Source organism: Micromonospora sp. CMU55-4 (assembly GCF_011602315.1).
GTDB classification, from domain to species: Bacteria; Actinomycetota; Actinomycetes; order Mycobacteriales; family Micromonosporaceae; genus Micromonospora; species Micromonospora chalcea.
On the sequence record NZ_JAAOLH010000001.1, the window covers coordinates 561,826 to 579,882 of the forward strand.

Annotated in this window: 16 protein-coding genes; 6 read left to right on the forward strand and 10 right to left on the reverse strand. The window is 73.0% G+C overall.

The window, feature by feature from the left end:
• Positions 1–60: 60 nt before the first annotated feature.
• From HA073_RS02625 to HA073_RS02655, 7 genes are all read right to left on the reverse strand, one after another.
• On the reverse strand, positions 61–807 hold the full coding sequence (locus HA073_RS02625; RefSeq protein WP_043326202.1) for an MBL fold metallo-hydrolase: 747 nt from the start codon (positions 805–807) through the stop codon (positions 61–63).
• A 224-nt stretch (positions 808–1,031) separates the two neighbouring features.
• On the reverse strand, positions 1,032–1,997 hold the full coding sequence (locus HA073_RS02630; protein ID WP_043326204.1) for a PLP-dependent cysteine synthase family protein: 966 nt from the start codon (positions 1,995–1,997) through the stop codon (positions 1,032–1,034).
• Between the two features lie 11 nt (positions 1,998–2,008).
• Positions 2,009–2,347, reverse strand: coding sequence for a MoaD family protein (locus tag HA073_RS02635; RefSeq protein ID WP_030501846.1), 339 nt, complete (start codon positions 2,345–2,347; stop codon positions 2,009–2,011).
• Positions 2,348–2,414: 67 nt separating this feature from the next.
• Positions 2,415–2,903 (reverse strand): Mov34/MPN/PAD-1 family protein, encoded by a 489-nt coding sequence (locus HA073_RS02640; RefSeq protein ID WP_030501847.1) that lies wholly within the window; start codon positions 2,901–2,903, stop codon positions 2,415–2,417.
• A gap of 54 nt (positions 2,904–2,957) precedes the next feature.
• Positions 2,958–3,461: a DUF2017 domain-containing protein gene (locus HA073_RS02645; RefSeq protein ID WP_030501848.1), complete on the reverse strand. Its 504-nt coding sequence runs from the start codon at positions 3,459–3,461 to the stop codon at positions 2,958–2,960.
• Entirely contained in the window at positions 3,458–3,748 is a 291-nt protein-coding gene (gene clpS / locus HA073_RS02650; protein WP_030501849.1) for an ATP-dependent Clp protease adapter ClpS, read from the reverse strand. Before clpS ends, HA073_RS02645 begins: the two co-directional genes overlap by 4 nt.
• A gap of 115 nt (positions 3,749–3,863) precedes the next feature.
• Positions 3,864–5,390, reverse strand: coding sequence for a hypothetical protein (locus HA073_RS02655; protein WP_064446922.1), 1,527 nt, complete (start codon positions 5,388–5,390; stop codon positions 3,864–3,866).
• Between the two features lie 192 nt (positions 5,391–5,582).
• Between HA073_RS02655 and HA073_RS02660 the strand changes: the two genes are divergently transcribed.
• Genes HA073_RS02660 through HA073_RS02675 form a run of 4 tightly spaced genes read left to right on the forward strand, consistent with a single transcriptional unit; the run spans position 5,583 to position 11,420 of the window.
• Positions 5,583–8,255, forward strand: a complete 2,673-nt coding sequence (locus tag HA073_RS02660; protein WP_113971899.1) for a LuxR C-terminal-related transcriptional regulator — start codon at positions 5,583–5,585, stop codon at positions 8,253–8,255.
• A gap of 16 nt (positions 8,256–8,271) precedes the next feature.
• A complete protein-coding gene (locus HA073_RS02665; protein WP_166455608.1) occupies positions 8,272–9,558 on the forward strand; it encodes a nicotinate phosphoribosyltransferase in 1,287 nt (428 codons plus the stop codon).
• 11 nt (positions 9,559–9,569) lie between these two features.
• Entirely contained in the window at positions 9,570–10,151 is a 582-nt protein-coding gene (locus HA073_RS02670) for an isochorismatase family protein (protein WP_043326212.1), read from the forward strand.
• 39 nt (positions 10,152–10,190) lie between these two features.
• A complete protein-coding gene (locus HA073_RS02675) occupies positions 10,191–11,420 on the forward strand; it encodes an MFS transporter (RefSeq protein ID WP_069087529.1) in 1,230 nt (409 codons plus the stop codon).
• 217 nt (positions 11,421–11,637) lie between these two features.
• On the opposite strand, the gene ctaD is transcribed toward HA073_RS02675, so the two are convergent.
• A complete protein-coding gene (ctaD, locus tag HA073_RS02680) occupies positions 11,638–13,395 on the reverse strand; it encodes a cytochrome c oxidase subunit I (protein WP_043326216.1) in 1,758 nt (585 codons plus the stop codon).
• Positions 13,396–13,522: 127 nt separating this feature from the next.
• The gene (locus tag HA073_RS02685) at positions 13,523–14,629 is read right to left on the reverse strand and encodes an FAD-dependent monooxygenase (protein WP_043326218.1); all 1,107 of its coding nucleotides are present in this window, start codon (positions 14,627–14,629) and stop codon (positions 13,523–13,525) included.
• 329 nt (positions 14,630–14,958) lie between these two features.
• Here HA073_RS02685 and HA073_RS02690 point away from each other — a divergent pair, with 329 nt between their 5' ends.
• Positions 14,959–16,095 (forward strand): cellulose binding domain-containing protein, encoded by a 1,137-nt coding sequence (locus tag HA073_RS02690; protein ID WP_166455609.1) that lies wholly within the window; start codon positions 14,959–14,961, stop codon positions 16,093–16,095.
• A gap of 62 nt (positions 16,096–16,157) precedes the next feature.
• Here the strand turns inward: HA073_RS02690 and HA073_RS02695 are convergent, their stop codons facing one another.
• Positions 16,158–16,940 carry an aldo/keto reductase gene (locus HA073_RS02695; RefSeq protein ID WP_043326222.1) on the reverse strand — a complete coding sequence of 261 codons (783 nt, stop codon included), beginning with the start codon at positions 16,938–16,940 and terminating at the stop codon, positions 16,158–16,160.
• A 78-nt stretch (positions 16,941–17,018) separates the two neighbouring features.
• On the opposite strand from HA073_RS02695, the gene HA073_RS02700 reads away from it, so the two are divergent.
• Entirely contained in the window at positions 17,019–18,053 is a 1,035-nt protein-coding gene (locus HA073_RS02700; RefSeq protein WP_166455610.1) for a DNA polymerase ligase N-terminal domain-containing protein, read from the forward strand.
• Positions 18,054–18,057: the final 4 nt, after the last annotated feature.

Here is an 18,057-nt window from a genome sequence, read left to right on the forward strand (position 1 = left end):
GCGGTGCGGTGATCGGATCGTCCGCGGGTGTCCGCCGACACGGCCCGGCCGCCGCCGGGGTCACACGTCGTAGCAGGCGCCGGGCCGCACCACGTCCAGCGGCCCGGCGTACGCCCCGGCCGCCGCCTCCACCGTCTGCGACTCGCTGCCCCAGGCCGGTACGAGATGGGTGAGCAGCAGCCGCCCCACGCCCGCCTTGGTGGCCGCCTCGCCCGCCTCCCGGCCGGTCAGGTGCAGATCCGGCGGGTTCTCCACGCCGTCCATGTAGCTCGCCTCGCAGAGGAACACGTCGGCGTCCTGGGCCAGGCGCAGCAACGCCTCGCAGGGCGCGGTGTCGGCGGAGTAGCAGAACACCCGCCCGCCGTGCTCCAGCCGCACCCCGTACGTCTCGACCGGGTGGTTCATCCGGTCGACGGTGACGCTGAACGGGCCGATCGGGAACGTGCCCGGCTGGAGACCGTAGAACTGGTAGACGTCCTCCACCGAGCCCTCCTCCTGCCCGTACGCGGCGGCGAGCCGGTCGGGCGCGCCGGAGGGGGCGTACATCGGCAGGGGCGGGTACGGACCGTCCGGCGCGTACCGGCGCACCACCACGTAGGACACCGCGTCGAACATGTGGTCGCAGTGCAGGTGGGTGAGGAGGACCGCGTCGGGGGCGTGCAGCCCGACGTAGCGCTGGAGCGTGGAGAGCGAACCCACGCCGAAGTCGATCAGGAGCCGGAAGCCCTCGGCTTCCATGAGATAGGCCGAGCAGGGCGATTCGGGGCCCGGGAAGCTGCCCGCGCAGCCGAGGACGGTCAGTCTCATCCGGTGGCCTCGATCTCACCATGAGTAGTCGATGCGCCGGCGGCGACGCCGCCGATGATCTCTACCGACGCGCTCGCCACGCTGCGCAGCCTACGCGCCGCCCCGGTCGGGCAAGAATCATCTGCCGGAAGTTGTCATCAACGTGACACCCATACACGTCCGCTCCGGGCAGGTGCGGCGGTCCGGCCGGCGGGGACACCACCGGCCGGACCGTCGCCGGACCGTCAGGCCCAGAGCTGCCCCTCCAGCGACTCCTCGGCGTCGGCGAGCGTGCCGCCGTACGCGCCGGTCGACAGGTATTTCCAGCCGCCGTCGCAGACCACGAACGCCACGTCGGCGCGGCGGCCGTCGCGGACCGCCTCGTGCGCCACCGCGAGCGCGGCGTGCAGGATGGCGCCGGTGGAGAACCCGGCGAAGATGCCCTCCACCTCGACGAGCTGCCGGGTCCGCAGCACGGCGTCCCGGGTGCCCACGGAGAAACGGCGAGACAGCACACCCGCGTCGTACAGCTCGGGCACGTAGCCCTCGTCGATGTTGCGCAGACCGTAGACCAGCTCGCCGTACCGCGGCTCGGCCGCCACGATCTGGATCCCGTCGACCTTCTCCCGCAGGAAGCGGCCGGTGCCCATGAGCGTGCCGGTGGTGCCCAGCCCGGCCACGAAGTGGGTGATGCCCGGCAGGTCCTGCAGCAGCTCCGGTCCGGTCGTCTCGTAGTGCGCCCGGGCGTTCGCCTCGTTGCCGTACTGGTAGAGCATCACCCAGTCCGGGTGCTCGGCGGAGATCTGCTTCGCGGTCGCGACGGCCTGGTTCGAACCACCGGCGGCCGGCGAGAAGATGATCTCCGCGCCGTACATCCGGAGCAGCTGCACCCGCTCGGTGGAGACGTTCTCCGGCATCACGCAGACCAGCCGGTAGCCCCGCAGCTTCGCCACCATGGCCAGCGAGATGCCGGTGTTGCCGCTGGTCGGCTCCAGGATCGTGTCACCGGGACGGAGCCGGCCGGCCTCCTCGGCCGCGCGCACCATGTACAGCGCCGCGCGGTCCTTGATGCTGCCGGTCGGGTTCCGGTCCTCCAGCTTGGCCCAGAGCCGCACCGGCGGCGCCCCGGCGGGAACCGTCGGCGAGAGGCGGGGCAACCCGACCAGCGGGGTGCCACCGCACGCGTCGAGCAGGCTGTCGTACCGCGCCATCGCGGGCCCCCTCAGCGGGCGGCGCGCGTGGAGACCGCGTGCGAGGCGATCGCCGCGGCGGCCGCGAAGCCGAACGCGCCACCGGCCACGGCCGGCAGGATGGTCACGCTGTCGCCGTCGTTGAGCTTGGCGTCGAGCGCGCCCAGGAAACGGACGTCCTCGTCGTTGACGTAGACGTTGACGAACCGGTGCAGCACGCCCGCGTCGGTGACCAGGCGGGCCTTCAGGCCGCCGTGCCGCGAATCCAGGTCGGCGATCAGGTCGGCGAGCGTGTCGCCGCTGCCCTCGACGACCTTCGCGCCGCCGGTGTAGCTGCGCAGGATGGTGGGGATGCGAACCTCGATGGCCATGATGTCTCGTGCTCCTCGTTCGGGATGGTGCCAGGTGACGGGAAAAGGAAGGTGCCGGCGCTGAAGGTCAGCGGTCGGAACACTCGTAGTCGACCGTCGCCGGGCTCTGCCCGAACATGTAGGACTGGACGGCGTTCGGGTCCACGGCGGCATCCACGATCTTCACCGGTTCCTCGGTGATCACGCCGTCGACGATCCGGAAGGAGCGGATCTCCTCGGTGTCGGGCTCGCGGGTCGAGACGAGCAGGTAGTGCGCGCCCGGCTCGCCGGCGAAGGAGACGTCCGTGCGGGACGGGTAGGCCTCGGTCGCGGTGTGCGAGTGGTAGATCACCACCGGCTCCTCGTCGCGGTCGTCCATCTCCCGCCACACCCGCAACTGCTCCATCGAGTCGAACTCGTAGAAGGTCATGGAGCGGGCCGCGTTGTCCATCGGGATGTGCCGGGTCGGGGTGTCGCTGCCGACGGGGCCGGCGACCACGCCGCACGCCTCGTCCGGGTGGTCCCGACGCGCGTGGGCGACGATCGCGTCGATGATCGACCGGTCGATGCTCAGCACGCCACCAGCCTAGCCCCTGGCCGGGCCGGGCGGCGAGGTGGCAACCGTCACCACTCAGTCGATGAGCGCGTTGAGCAGGGACTCCTGCAGATAACCGAGGTAGGCGTAGACCGACAGTTGGAACACCCGGGACGAACCGGGGTCCTCGGCGACCGCGTCGTCGAGCTCCTCACCCAGGTCGGTGCCGTCCTTGATCTCCAGGCGTACGCCCATCGCCAGCCGGGCGTCGTTGAGCGCACGCAGCCACGCCTCGGCCGCCTCCGCGTCGAGTCGCACCTCGCCGCCGGAGTCGCCGTCGGGCAGGGCGGCGAGGATCGCGCCCGCCTGGTCGATCTTCCCGGTCTTCAGATCGCCCTCGGTGTAGCGGCGGAACTCGGCGGTGCCGGCGTCGTCGTCCGGGTAGACGTCGGGGAAGAGCCGGCCGACCACCGGGTCACCGTGGTCGAAGCCGTCGGTCAGCAGCCCGACCACCTCGGCGGCGACCTTGCGCAGCACCCGGACCTCGTCGACGGCGAACGTCGCCACGTAGTGGTCGCCCCGGCGGCGGAACATGCTCATGACCTCTCCACCGTCGCCCAGAGACCGTACGCGTGCAGCTGCGCCGCGTCGTGCTCCATCCGTTCCCGGGCACCGGTGGACACCACGGCCTTGCCCTTGTGGTGCACGTCCAGCATGAGCCGCTCCGCCTTCTCCCGGCTGTATCCGAAGAGCTTCTGGAACACCCAGGTCACATACGTCATCAGGTTGACCGGATCGTCCCAGACGATGGTCACCCACGGCCGGTCGGAGACCGGCACCTCTTCGGTGTCCGGCGTCTCGACCGGCGCAACCTGTGGAGCCGCCATGCCCCCCATCGTGCCACCGGATCCGGGGAACCGATGAACCGGAACACCGCGGCGGCCGTCGTCACCCGCCCGGGCCGCGTACGCGAGCCCGGGTCGCGGTGTGCCCGCGCCGTGGTCAGGCAAGCAGGATGCCGTGGTCGACAGCATCGGCGAGCACCCCGGTCAGCGAGAGACGGATCACCTCGAAGCGGCGGGACACCTCGCGGGACAGTTCGAGTTCGACCTCGCGCAGCGCGCGCTGGGCCCAGGACCGGGCGGCGTTCGGGTCGTTGTTGTCGGTCGCCCGCCAGTGCTGCCAGCAGCCGCCGTTGAGGGCGACGCCCACGGGCGGGAGCATCTCGTCCCGCTGCCCGCCGGGCAGCCCGGCCAGGGCGTCGAGAGCGCCTTCGCCGGTCAGCGCGGCGACCCCGGCCGTGCTGGTGACCAGGAGGACCCGGTCCAGCTCCCGGCCGTCCGGATGGTCGGCCAGGCTACAGCGCACCGCGTGCGCGATCCGCCCGCGTACGCCCTCTGCCAGCGGCGCGCCGAAGACCCGGGCGGCGGCGGCGTCGACGAGACCGCGGACGGCCTCGTCGCACTGCGCGGTGGCGAGCAGCGACAGCGCCTCCAGTTCGCGGTCGAGCATCTGCGGCAGGCCGGCGCAGCCGACCCCGAAGACGATCTCCTGCACCACCCGCAGGTGGATGTTCGCCAACTCCAGGGCGAGGTGCTGACGGATCCGGCGGGCGCAGGCTCGTGACCCCCTGTCGATCCGGTCGGCCAGCTCGCCGGGCTCGACGCCGGCCAGCACCGGCACCCGGCCGTGCGCGCCGGGCGGCACCGGCGGGCTTGCGCTGCCGCGGCGCAGTCCCTCGTCGGCGGCCCAGCCGACCAGCGCACGCCGCAGGTGCGGCAGCTCGGCCCGGCGGGCCGGGAACCACCGGGCCGGGGTGAGCGCCGGCACCGCGGCCAGCAGCGCCGCGCGGTGCGCCTCGATGGAGACCGACACCGGGTCGAGCCGGCGGGCGGACGGACCGGTGGCCTCCGCCGCCGGGCCGTCGGCCGACGCGGTCCAGCCGGTCGTGCCGGGGGTGACCGCGAAGAACACCTCGACCCGGGCGCGCGCCATCTCGGCGAGCAGGTGCAGCTCGGCCGCGCTGAACGCCTGGTCGGCGGAGATCACGAAGAGCAGCGCGCCGGCCCGGCCGACGGCGTCGCGCAGCACCCGGCCGCCGGCCACGCCGAGCGTGCCGGTGTCCGGCGTGTCGACCACGGCGAAGTGCCGCAGCAGCGGGTCGGGCAGGCTCAGCTCGACCCGGCGTGGCGGCCGGGCCAGCGCCGGGCCGGTCGCCATCGGGTCGGCGCCGTAGGCGTGCGGCTGGCGGTAGCCCGGGACGTACGCGGCGCGGGTCGCCTTCTCGGCGTGCTGGACCAGCAGGTTGCTTCCCGCGGGCACGGCGAGCGTCGCGGAGTCGATCCCGAGCAGGCCGGCGATCACCTCGCGCCGGCCGGCGCCGGCCGGGCCGGCGACGACCACGGCCATCGGATCGTCCGGTCCGGGCGTGGCCGCCCCGAGCCGGGTCGGCAGCGGGGCGCACCCGGGCGGGCCGGCCTGACGGCGCGGGTCGGGCACGTCGACCGAGGGGAGTGGACCCGGCGTCATCAGGTGGCCTCCCGGTCAGGCGACCGGGGTGCCGGTCGCGGCTTTTCCCTGGTTGCAGGGGCTGTCGGAAGAGTACGGCTGTCGGCCATCCGACAACGAACACCTCCGATACTCATGGGTAACGGCCAGATTACTCAACTTCACTGCGTAACGGCCCGCACGCGGACGGAACACGGTCGATATGCTGCTCCGATGAGTAGGTGGGAGTTCGTCGGCCGTAGGGATGAACTCAACCGTCTGTTGTCGACGATCGGCCGACCCGGGGGGCGCGGGTTGCTCTTCAGCGGCGACGCCGGGGTCGGCAAGAGCCGGCTGCTGCGCGAGGGCGTCTCCGAGCTCTCCCCCGAGCGGTACGCGATCTGGTCCATCGCGGCCAGCGCCACCACCGCCGCGCTCCCCTTCGGCGGGCTCGTCCAGGTGCTGCCCGCCACCCAGCCGCAGGGGCTCTCCCCCGCCGGAATCCTGCGCTGGGCCGTCGACGTGCTGCAGGAACAGGCCGCCGGCCGGCCCATCGTCCTCGCCATCGACGACGCGCACCTGCTCGACCCACCCTCGGCCGCGCTTGTGCACCTGGTCGCCCGCTCCGAGAACGCCACAGTCATCGGGACGCTGCGCAACGGCGAGCAGATCCCGCTGCCGATCCGCGCGCTCTGGACCGACGACCTGGTCGAACTGGTCGAACTGGGCCCGCTCGGCCGCAGCGAGACCACCGGTCTGCTCGCCGCCATCCTGGGTGGACCGGTCGACGCCGGCTCCTCCGACCGGCTCTTCCAGCTCTGCGCCGGCAACCCGCTGCTGCTGCGCGAGCTGGTCCTGGCCGCCGACGACGAGCTGCGCCGCACGTACGGGATCTGGACCTGGACCGGGCGGCTGGAGCTGGCGCCCAGCCTCACCGACCTGATCGACACCCGGATCGGGCAGCTCACCCCCGGCGTCCGGGCGGTGGTCGAGCTGGTCGCCTTCGGCGAGCCGCTGGGCCTGCAACTGCTGGAACGGGCGGTCGACCCGGCGGACGTGGAGACGGCCGAGGAGCGCGGGCTCATCACCCTGATCCACGACGACCGGCGGCTCAACGTCCGCCTGGCGCACCCGCTCTACGGCGAGGTGATGCGCCGGCACTGCCCGGTCAGCCGCACCCGCCGACTCCAGGCCACCCTCGCCGGGCTGCTGGAGCAGGTCGGCACGCGCCGCCGCGACGACCTGCTGCGGGTCGCGGTGTGGCGGCTCGACTCGGGCACGGCGCAGGACGTCGCCCTGCTGCTCGACGCGGCGGTCCAGGCGTTCGGCCGGTACGACGTGCCGCTGGCCACCCGGCTGGCCCGCGCCGCGCTGGAGGCCGGCGGCGGCACCGACGCGGCCGAGCTGCTGGCCACCATCCTGATGTTCGGCGACCGGCCGGACGAGGCGATCAGCGTGCTCGACCAGGTCGCCGGGGAGATCCACGACGACCGCCGGCGCAGCCGGTGGCTGACGGTCCGGGGCATGGTCAGCTACTGGGGACTCAACCGGGAGTCCACGGTGGAGGAGATCGCCGCGCGCGGCGAGGAGCTGCGCGACCCCGCCGACCGGACTCGCGTACGCGCGTTCGAGGCCATCATGCGACTGCACCGGCTCGACGTCGACGTCGCGGTACGGCTGGCGCAGGAGGTGCTCGACCGCCCGGCCGCCCCGATGGCCGCCCGGGAGCTGGCCCGCTGCACGCTGGCCCACCTCCAGGCCGCGCAGGGGCAGTATCAGCGCAGCGCCACCGCGATCGCCCGGGTCCAGGCCGAGGCGGCGTGCTGGCGGGCCGACATGCCCTACCTCCAGCTCGCCATGGAGCTGGCCCGGGGCACCCGGCTGACGCTCTCCGGCGACCTGCCCGGCATCGACGCGATAGTCGCCGACGAGTTCGCCGACCTGGCCGGGGCCGGTGACTTCCGGCTCGGCACCGGCTACCTGGCCATCCTCCAGGCGTACGCGGCGCGGCTGCGCGGGCGCGGCGACGAGGCGCTGCGGACCAGCCTGGAGGCGTGCGCGGTGCTCGCCACCAGCCGCGTGTACGCCGGGCTGGCGCACGCCGAGCGCGCCCAGGCCGCCGCGCTGCGCGGGGACGTGACGCACGCGGCCGACGCGATGGCCGAGGCGGACCGGACGCACGCCCCCGGCATGGCCGTGCTCTATCCCTGGCTGGAGCAGGCCCGGGGCGCGGTCCAGGCCGCGACGGGTGACCTGCCGGCGGCCACCAAGCACCTGTGCGCGCTCGCCGACCGGCTGCGCGAGGACGGCCTGGCCGGGCACGAGCTGCTCGTCCTGCTCGACCTGGTCCGGTTCGACCAGGCCGCCGCGCCGGTCGGCCCGACCTGCACCGACGGCGGCCGGCGCACCGTGGCGCAACGCCTGGCCGAGCTCTCCGAGCGGGTCGACGGCGTGCTGCCGCCGCTCGTCGCCCGGTTCGGCCGGGCCGCCGCCGACGGCGCCCCGGACGCCCTGCTGGCCGTCGCCGACGGTTTCGCCGACCGCGAGCTGACCGTGTACGCCGCCGAGGCGACCGCCATGGCGCTGCACCGGACGCGGAACGCCCGCGCCGGCGCCACCGGGCCGGTCCGGGAACGCCTCGCCGACCTGCTGCGCCGCTGCGACGAGATCTCCACCCCGGCGCTGCGGCGGCTCCGCCCGACGCTCAGCGACCGGGAGTGGGAGGTCGCCCGCCTGGCCGCCGACGGGGTGACCAGCCGGGCCATCGCGGAGCGGCTGTTCCTGTCCACGCGAACGGTGGAGAACCACCTCCAGCGCGTCTACAGCAAGCTCGGCGTCGCCGGGCGCGGCGAGTTGCGGGCCGCGCTGCGGTCGATGCCGGGGCACGACGGCACGGAGCCGGACTGAACTCTAGGCTGGAGCGGTGAGCACCCTTCGCCCCGCGCTGCTGACCGACCACTACGAGCTGACCATGGTCAGCGCCGCGCTGCGTGACGGCACGGCCGACCGAAGCTGCGTCTTCGAGGTGTTCAGCCGGCGGCTGCCGGCCGGGCGCCGGTACGGGGTGGTCGCCGGCACCGGCCGGTTGATCGAGATGATCCGCGACTTCCGGTTCGACCCGGCCGAGATCGACTTCCTGCGCCGTACCGGTGTGGTGGACGACCGGGCCGCGCAGTGGCTGGCCGACTACCGCTTCACCGGCGACATCGACGGCTACGCCGAGGGCGAGCTGTTCTTCCCCGGCTCCCCGATCCTCACCGTGTCCGGCACGTTCGCCGAGTGCGTGGTGCTGGAGACGCTCGTGCTGTCGGTGCTCAACCACGACTGCGCGGTCGCCGCCGCCGCGGCCCGGATGGTCACCGCCGCACGGGGGCGGGCGCTGATCGAGATGGGCTCCCGCCGCGCGCACGAGGAGGCCGCCGTCGCCGCGGCGCGAGCCGCGTACCTGGCCGGGTTCCGGTTCACCTCCAACCTGGCCGCCGGGCAGCGCTACGGCATCCCCACCGCGGGCACCGCCGCGCACGCCTTCACACTGCTGCACGACGACGAGCGGGCCGCGTTCGCGTCCCAGGTCGCCACGCTGGGCAAGGACACCACGCTGCTGGTCGACACGTACGACATCGCCCAGGGCATCCGCAACGCGATCGCGGTGGCCGGGCCGGAGCTGCGGGCGGTCCGGATCGACTCCGGCGACCTCGCGGTGATCGCCCAGCAGTCCCGCGAGCTGCTCGACTCGCTCGGCGCCACCGAGACGAAGATCATCGTCTCCGGTGACCTCGACGAGTACGCGATCGCCGCGCTCGCCGCCGAACCGGTGGACATGTACGGCGCCGGCACCGCCGTGGTGACCGGCTCCGGCGCGCCCACCGCCGGACTGGTCTACAAGCTGGTCGAGGTGGAGGGGCGGCCGGTGGTCAAACGCTCCGAGCACAAGGCCACCATCGGCGGCCGGAAGGTCGCGGTCCGCCGGCACAAGCCGACCGGGACCGCCACCGAGGAGGTCATCGTCCCGCAGGGCGTGCCGGACCGGCAGCCCAACGACCGGTTGCTCCAGCGCTCGTACGTGGTGTCGGGCGAGCCGGAGACACTGCCCACGCTGGAGGAGTCGCGGGACCACCTGCGCCAGTGCCTGATCTCCATCCCGTGGGAGGGGCTCAAGCTCTCCGCCGGCGACCCGGCCGTCCCCGTCACCATCGTACCCGCGAGCTGAGGAGGAACCCGATGGCGAACGCCCTGATCATCGTGGACGTGCAGAACGACTTCTGCGAGGGCGGCTCCCTCGCGGTCGGCGGCGGGGCGGGAGTGGCCGCCGGGATCTCCCGGCTGCTCGCCGCCGAGCCGGACCGGTGGGACCACGTGGTCGCGACGAAGGACTACCACATCGACCCGGGCGCGCACTTCGGCGACCCGCCGGACTACGTCGACTCCTGGCCCCGGCACTGCGTGGTCGGCACCTCCGGCTCCGAGTTCCACCCCGAGCTGGCGACCGACCGGGTGGAGGCGATCTTCCACAAGGGCGAGCACGCGGCCGCGTACTCCGGTTTCGAAGGCCATGCGCCCGACGGCGAGTGCCTGGCCGACTGGCTGCGCCGGCACGACGTGGACCGGGTCGACGTGGTCGGCATCGCCACCGACCACTGCGTGCGCGCGACCGCGCTGGACGCCGCCCGGGAGGGTTTCCGGACCACTGTGCTGCTCGACCTGACCGCCGCCGTCGCGCCGGACACGCTCGACGTGGCGCTGCGGGCCCTCGACGGCGCCGGGGTGACAATGGTGGGCGAGCCTGTGATCGCCACCGCTTGACCCGGTAATCGCTTGCGGGTGTCGTACCCCGGCCCCAGGATGACGCCGGAGGTACGGACCGTCGTGAACCTGAAGCCTTACCGGGAGGCGCTCGCCCTACCCGGTGTCCGATCGTTGCTGCTGGTGTCGGTGCTGGCCCGCGTGCCGCTCACCGCCACCGGGGTGACGCTCACCTTCTACGTGGTGCTCGACCTGGGCCGCGGCTACGGCGCCGCCGGCCTGGTCGGCGCCGCGTCGACCATCGGCGCGGCGGTCGGCGCCCCGCTGCTCGGGCGGCTCATCGACCGCCGGGGACTGCGGCCGGTGCTGGTGCTCACCACCGTCGCCGAGGCGCTGTTCTGGTCCGCCGCGCCCACACTGCCGTACCCGGTGCTGCTGCCGGCCGCGTTCCTCGCCGGGCTGCTCGCGCTGCCGATCTTCTCGATGATCCGCCAGTCGATCGCCGCGCTCGTGCCGGCCGAGAAACGCCGCCCCGCGTACGCGCTGGACTCGATGGCGATGGAGTTGTCGTTCATGGTCGGCCCGGCGCTCGCCGTCGCCCTGGCCACCGCCGTCACGCCGCGCCTGACGCTGTGGGCGGTCGGCGCCGGGATCGTCGGCTCCGGCATCTGCTTCTGGCTGCTCAACCCGCCGGTGCGGGCCGCCGACGAGCAGACCGGGCCGCAGCGCCCGGTGCACCGCCGCGAGTGGCTCACCCCGCGCCTGCTCGCCGTGCTGGCGGTCAGCCTCGCCGCCACCCTCGTGCTCGGCGGCACCGACGTCGCAGTGGTCGCCGTGCTCCGCTCCGGCGGCGAGGTCGGCTGGACCGGCGTCGTGCTCGCCGCCTGGGCGGTCGCCTCGCTGGTGGGCGGCTTCGCGTACGGCGCGGTACGCCGCTCGTTCTCCCCGCTGGCGCTGGTGGCGGTGCTGAGCCTCGCCACCATCCCGGTCGGGCTGGGCGGATCGCACTGGTGGCTGCTCTGTCTCGCGCTGATCCCGGCCGGTGCGCTCTGCGCGCCCACCCTCGCGTCCACCTCCGACGCGGTCAGCCGGCTGGCCCCGCCCTCCGTACGCGGTGTGGCGATGGGGCTGCACGGCTCCGCCGTGACGGTGGGCATCGCGCTCGGCGCGCCGCTGGCCGGCGCGGTGATCGACGCCTCCGCGCCCGCGTGGGGCTTCGCGGTCACCGGCGCGATCGGGGCGCTGGTGGCGCTGGTGGTGCTCCCGATCGAGCTGCGCCACCGCCGCACCCCGATCCCGGACCCCGACCTGGCCCTAGCCTCCCGCTAATCCCCTCGGCCGGCGGGATCAGGAGTTCGTGTCCTCCCGCGAGGCGGAGGGCGAGGCCAGTACGGGGAAGTGGCTGGATCCACGCGCCCTGGACACCGCCACTTCCCCGAACTGGTGCCGCGGGGCAGGCGGGCGGGGACGGGAAAGGGCGGAAAAGGGCGGGCGCCGCACCCCCGTTGGGGAGTGCGGCGCCCGGCTCGACGTGACGGCGCGAAACTCAGCGCTGGTCGAGGTTGCCTGCGGTGTCCTCCTGGTAGCTGGCGCCACCGTTGACCTCGCTGGTCAGCGGCTTGGCACCACCCTCGGGCGGTCCGGCCAGGCTCTGCCCGGCGGCCAGCTCGGGGAACTTCGCGTCGAAGGCCGGCCGCTCGGAGCGGATGCGCGGCATGCGGTCGAAGTTGCGCAGCGGCGGCGGGGAGCTGGTGGCCCACTCGAGCGAGTTGCCGTAGCCCCACGGGTCGTCGACCTCGACGACCGGGCCGGTCTTGTACGACTTCCAGCAGTTCCAGATGAACGGCAGCGTCGAGATACCGGTGATGAACGCGCCGATCGTGGAGATCGTGTTCAGCGTGGTGAAGCCGTCGATGGCCTGGTAGTCGGCGTACCGGCGCGGCATGCCCTCGTTGCCCAGCCAGTGCTGCACCAGGAACGTGGTGTGGAAGCCGATCATGGTGAGCCAGAAGTGGATCTTACCGAGGCGCTCGTCCAGCATCCGGCCGAACATCTTCGGGAACCAGAAGTAGATGCCGGCGAAGACGGCAAACACGATGGTGCCGAAGAGCACGTAGTGGAAGTGCGCCACCACGAAGTACGAGTCGTGCAGGTGGAAGTCGAGCGGCGGGCTGGCCAGCAGCACACCGGTGAGACCACCGAAGAGGAAGGTCACCAGGAAGCCGATCGAGAACAGCATCGGCGTCTCGAAGGTGATCTGGCCCCGCCACATGGTGCCGATCCAGTTGAAGAACTTCATACCGGTGGGCACCGCGATCAGGTAGCTCAGGAAGCTGAAGAACGGCAGCAGCACCTGGCCGGTGGCGAACATGTGGTGCGCCCAGACGCTCATCGACAGCGCGGCGATGGCGATGGTGGCGGCCACCAGGCCCTTGTAGCCGAAGATCGGCTTCCGGGAGAACACCGGGATGATCTCGCTGATGATGCCGAAGAACGGCAGCGCGATGATGTACACCTCGGGGTGACCGAAGAACCAGAACAGGTGCTGCCACAGCATCGGCCCGCCGGTCGCCGGGTCGTACACGTGGGCGCCCATCAGGCGGTCCGCGGCGAGCGCGAACAGCGCGGCGGCCAGCAGCGGGAAGACCAGGATCGCCAGCAGGCTGGTGACCAGCATGTTCCAGGTGAAGATCGGCATCCGGAACATGGTCATGCCGGGCGCGCGCAGGGTCAGGATCGTGGTGATCAGGTTGACCGCGCCGAGGATCGTGCCCAGACCGGAGATGGCCAGGCCGACGACCCACATGTTCGCGCCGACGCCCGGGGCGTGGTCGGCGGTGCTCAGCGGCGTGTACGCGGTCCAGCCGAAGTCGGCCGCGCCGCCCGGGGCGATGAAGCCCGCCGTGGCGAGCGTGCCGCCGAACAGGTAGAGCCAGTACGCGAAGGCGTTGAGCCGCGGGAACGACACGTCCGGCGCGCCGATCTGCAGCGGCACCACGTAGTTCGCGAAGGCGAACACGATCGGCGTCGCGAAGAACAGCAGCATGATCGTGCCGTGCATCGTGAAGAGCTGGTTGTACTGCTCGGGCGACAGGAACTGCAGGCCCGGCCGCGCCAGTTCGGCACGCATGATCAGGGCCATCAGGCCACCGATCATGAAGAACACGAACGCGGTGACCATGTACATGATCCCGATCTGCTTCGCGTCCGTGGTGCGCAACAGCCGCGCGAGGGCCGACCCCTTGACCGGCTCCCGGACCGGCCAGGGCCGGGTCACGACCGGCTTGGGTGCGACGGTGGTCACGAGTGGCCTCCGGTTCTGGTTGTCCCGCTCGGCGCGCTGGTCATCGGCGCAGCCGTCATCCGCAAGGAGGATAGTCCCCGGTAGGTGGCCCCGCCGCGTGGGGTGGGCGGCTACGATCTCCGGCCGCCTAGAGCGGGCCGGTAAGGAGCCGGTAGTGCTCCCGGAAGATCCGTCCGCCGCGTCCGCGCAGCAACGGGTCGCGCAGCGCCGGCGGCACGTCGCGGGTGCGGTTGCGGTCCCGGGTCCGGTCCCGCACCCAGCGGGTACGCGGGCGGCGGCGACTCTCGTACGCCAGCAGCGCGGCGTCGACGCTGCCGGCGGCGCGCAGCGACTCGGCGAGCACGACGGCGTCCTCCAGCGCCATGGCCGCGCCCTGGGAGAGCGTCGGCGCGGTGGCGTGAGCGGCGTCACCGACGAGCAGCACCCGGCCGTGGAACCACCGCCCCAGCTCGACTTCCTCGGTGCGCTCGACGCACACCGTCTCCAGCGCGTCCAGCACCTCCGGGACGGGGCCGCCGTAGGAGCCGAACAGCTCGCGCAGCCGGGCGAGCGGGTCGGCGGGCAGGTCGGTGCCGGCCTCGTCGGCGTAGCAGTAGAGCCGCCCGGCGCCGAGCGGCACCACCAGGAACCCGGCCCGCTGGCCGAGCAGGGCGGTCCAGTCGGCGATCCGCGGGCCGCCGCGCACGAGGGCCCGGTAGACCACGTGACCGGCGGGGCGGGGCGGCCCGCCGAGCGCGGCGAGCGTGCGTACCGCCGAGCGTGGGCCGTCCGCGCCGACGACCAGGTCGTACTCCGCGCTGGTGCCGTCGGTGAAGCCGACCGCCACGCCGCCGGGCAGCGGGTCGACGGTGCTGACCTCGGCGCCGTGCCGGACCGCGCCGCCGGCGCCGGTGAGCAGCACCCGGTGCAGCTCGGCCCGGGGCAGCGCCCGGCATTCCCCCACTCCGGTCCAGAGCGCGTCGAGGTCGACCTCGCACAGCGGCGCACCGGCGGCGTCGAGGAAGCGCTGCCGGTGGATCACCTGGCCGAGCGGGCGCAGCGGGCCGTCGAGGTCGAGCCGGCGCATCGCCCGGGCCGCGTTGCCCGGCAGGTAGAGGCCGGTGTCTGTCGACTCCGCGGGTGGCAGCCGCTCGGTGACGTCGGGCCGGAATCCCGCCAGGCGAAGCGCCCGGGCGACGGCGAGTCCGGCGATGCCCGCGCCGACGACGAGGACGCGCAGGGGGGAACCACCCATGGTGGGTTACGCCTCCGGAGGGGAACGGCACGCGTTGGAGGCAAGACATTACTCGCCGCAACCATTCGGCGGAAGTGCCCGCTCGCCCTGGCACGGACCGCCGGTCGGCGGCACACCCCGTCCCACCGGCAGGAATCCCGCCTCCATCTGGGGGAAGGGGTCGGCCGCGGCACTAGGTCGCACCACCGGCCGTACGCGGAGCGTTAACGAGCCCGGCGCATTTGCGCAATGATTCGAGACATGTAAATGTATTCCCTGCATCGTGGGAGCGCTCCCGTCCGTAACACCGACCGAACCGGCGCCGTCCCCGCGCCGAGCCAAGGAGCATCATGAAGCGTCCACTCAGGGCTCTCGCCGCAGCCGGCCTGCTGGCCGCCGGCACCATCGTCGCCGTCGCGCTCGGCGGCACCGCCTCCGCCGACACGCAGATCTGCGAGCAGTACGGCTCGACCACCATCGGCGGCAAGTACGTGGTGCAGAACAACCGCTGGGGCACCAGCGCCCAGCAGTGCATCAGCGTCACCTCCACCGGCTTCTCGATCACCCGCGCGGACGGCTCCGCGCCGACAAACGGGGCGCCGGTCTCCTACCCCTCGATCTTCGTGGGCTGCCACTACACCAACTGCTCGCCCGGCACGAACCTGCCGGTGCAGGTGAAGAACATCAGCAGCGCGCCGGCCAGCATCAGCTACAACTACGTCAGCGGCGCGATCTACGACGCCGCGTACGACATCTGGCTCGACCCGTCACCCAAGCGGGACGGCGTCAACCAGATGGAGATCATGATCTGGCTCAACCGGCAGGGCTCGATCCAGCCCATCGGCTCGGTGGTCGGCAACGCCAGCATCGCGGGCCGGACCTGGGAGGTCTGGCGCGGCAGCAACGGCTCCAACAACGTCATCTCGTACGTGGCGCCGTCGGCCATCCCCAGCTTCAGCTTCGACGCGCTGGCGTTCATCAACGACACCCGTAACCGGGGCGCGATCACGAACGACTGGTACCTGACCAGCATCCAGGCCGGCTTCGAGCCGTGGCAGGGCGGCGTCGGGCTGGCGGTCAACTCGTTCTCGCAGAACGTCAACACCGGCGGCTCCAACCCGCCGCCGACCACGTCGGCGCCGACCACGCCCCCGCCCTCGGGCGGCGCGTCCTGCACCGTCACCTACAAGGCGGCGAACGTGTGGAACAACGGCTTCACCGCCGAGGTGACGGTCAAGAACACCGGCTCCGGCACGATCAACGGCTGGACGCTCAACTACAACCTGCCCTCCGGGCAGACCGTCACCAACGCGTGGAACGCCACCGTCAGCCAGAGCGGCTCCGCGGTGACCGCCCGCGACGCCGGCTACAACGGCACCCTGTCGCCCGGCGCGTCGACCACCTTCGGCTACCAGGCGACGCTCAACGGCAGCTACTCGGCACCGAGCAGCTTCACGCTCAACGGCTCCACCTGCGCCCGGGGCTGACCACCACACACGGGAGGGGGCGCGGTCCGTCGCGGACCGCGCCCCCTCCCCCCGGGTACGCCTCAGCCGGCGAGCGCGTCGATGTCGCGCATCTCCTCGGCGGTGAGCGAGAACCCGAACACGTCGACGTTGGCCCGGATCCGCTCCGGCGTGACCGACTTCGGGATGACCACGATCTCGTGGTCGATGTGCCAGCGCAGCACCACCTGGGCCGGCGACACGTCGTGCGCCTGGGCGATGCGGACCAGCACCGGGTCGGACAGGTCGCTGGTCTTGAACGGGCTGTACCCCTCCAGCGCCACGCCCCGGTCCCGGTGGGCGGCGTGCGTGTGCCGCTCGTACAGCGAGGGGCTCCAGCGGATCTGGTTGACCGCCGGGGTCTCCTCGGTGGCCTGGATCAGCTCGTCGATCTGCCCGATCGAGTAGTTGCTCACCCCGACCGTGCGCGCCATGTTCTCGTCCCGCGCGGCGAGCATCTCCCGCCACACCGGGATGCTGTCGCCGGGCGCGGACGGCGGCCAGTGCACCAGCCACAGGTCCACGTAATCGGTGTCCAGGGCGGCCAGGCTCGCCTCGATGGTCTCCCGCTCCCGGCCCACCCGGTCCGGCGGCAGCTTGGTGGTGATGAAGACGTCCTCGCGGCGCAGCCCACTCTCCTTGACCGCCCGCCCGACCTCCTTCTCGTTGCCGTACATGGTGGCCGTGTCGATGTGCCGGTAGCCGGCGTCCAGCGCGGCGAGCACGGCCTGGAACCCGGCCTCGCCGGTGGCCTGCCACGTGCCGAAGCCGAGCAGCGGGATCCGGACGTCACCGGCGAGCGGAAGGGTGGGCTGGTCGCTGTCCATGTCCCCCGTTCTACCCCGGTTCGCCGCACACACACCGGCATCCCGGCGCGCACGGCGCGTCTGGGGGAGGATGCGGGGATGGCGGACCGGCTGGACGAGTACCGGCGCAAACGGGACGCCGCGCGTACCCCGGAACCGGTGCCCGAGCGGGCGCCCGGCCGGAAGCGGTCCGCGCGGCGCGCGCCCCGCTTCGTCATCCAGCAGCACCACGCCCGGAGCCTGCACTGGGACCTGCGGCTGGAGCACGACGGCGTGCTCGCCTCCTGGGCGGTGCCGCGCGGCCTGCCCCGCGACCCGGGCCACAACCACCTCGCCGTGCACACCGAGGACCACCCGATGGAGTACCTGACGTTCCACGGGGAGATTCCCGCCGGGGAGTACGGCGGCGGCCGGATGACAGTGCACGACACCGGCACCTACCGGGCCGAGAAGTGGCGCGACGACGAGGTGATCGTGGTGCTCGACGGCGAGCGCACGAAGGGGCGGTACGTGCTGTTCGCCACCGGCGGGCGGGGCCGGGACTGGATGATCAGGCGCACCGACCCGGCGCCGGAGGGCTGGACGCCGATGCCCGACCTGGTCCGCCCGATGCGGCCCGCCGAGGGTGGGCGGCTGCCGCGCGACGCCGCCGCCTGGGGGTACGAGCTGCGCTGGGCGGGCGTGCGCGCGATGGCGTACGTCTCGGGCGGCCGGCTGCGGCTGCTCGACGGCGACGGCGACGAGGTCACCGGGTCGTACCCCTGGCTGCGGGCGATGGCCGAGGCGCTGGCCCCGGCCGAGGCGGTGCTGGACGGCGTGCTGGTCCGGATCGACCCGGCCGGGCGGGTCCGGCCGCCGACCCGGCGCGACGGGCAGTTCCTCGCCGTCGACCTGCTCTGGCTGGAGGGCGTGCCGAGCCTGGAGGTGCCGTACGCGCAACGCCGTGACCTGCTCGACGGTCTGGCGCTCGCCGGTCCGCACTGGCAGACTCCGCCGTGGTTCCCGGGAGTCGGTGCGGACGCCCTGCGGGCCGCCCGTGAGCAGGGGCTCCCGGGAGTGGTGGCGAAACGCCTCGACTCCCCGTACGAGCCGGGCCGGCGCAGCCGGCACTGGCTGAGCATCGACGCGAGCTGAGGAC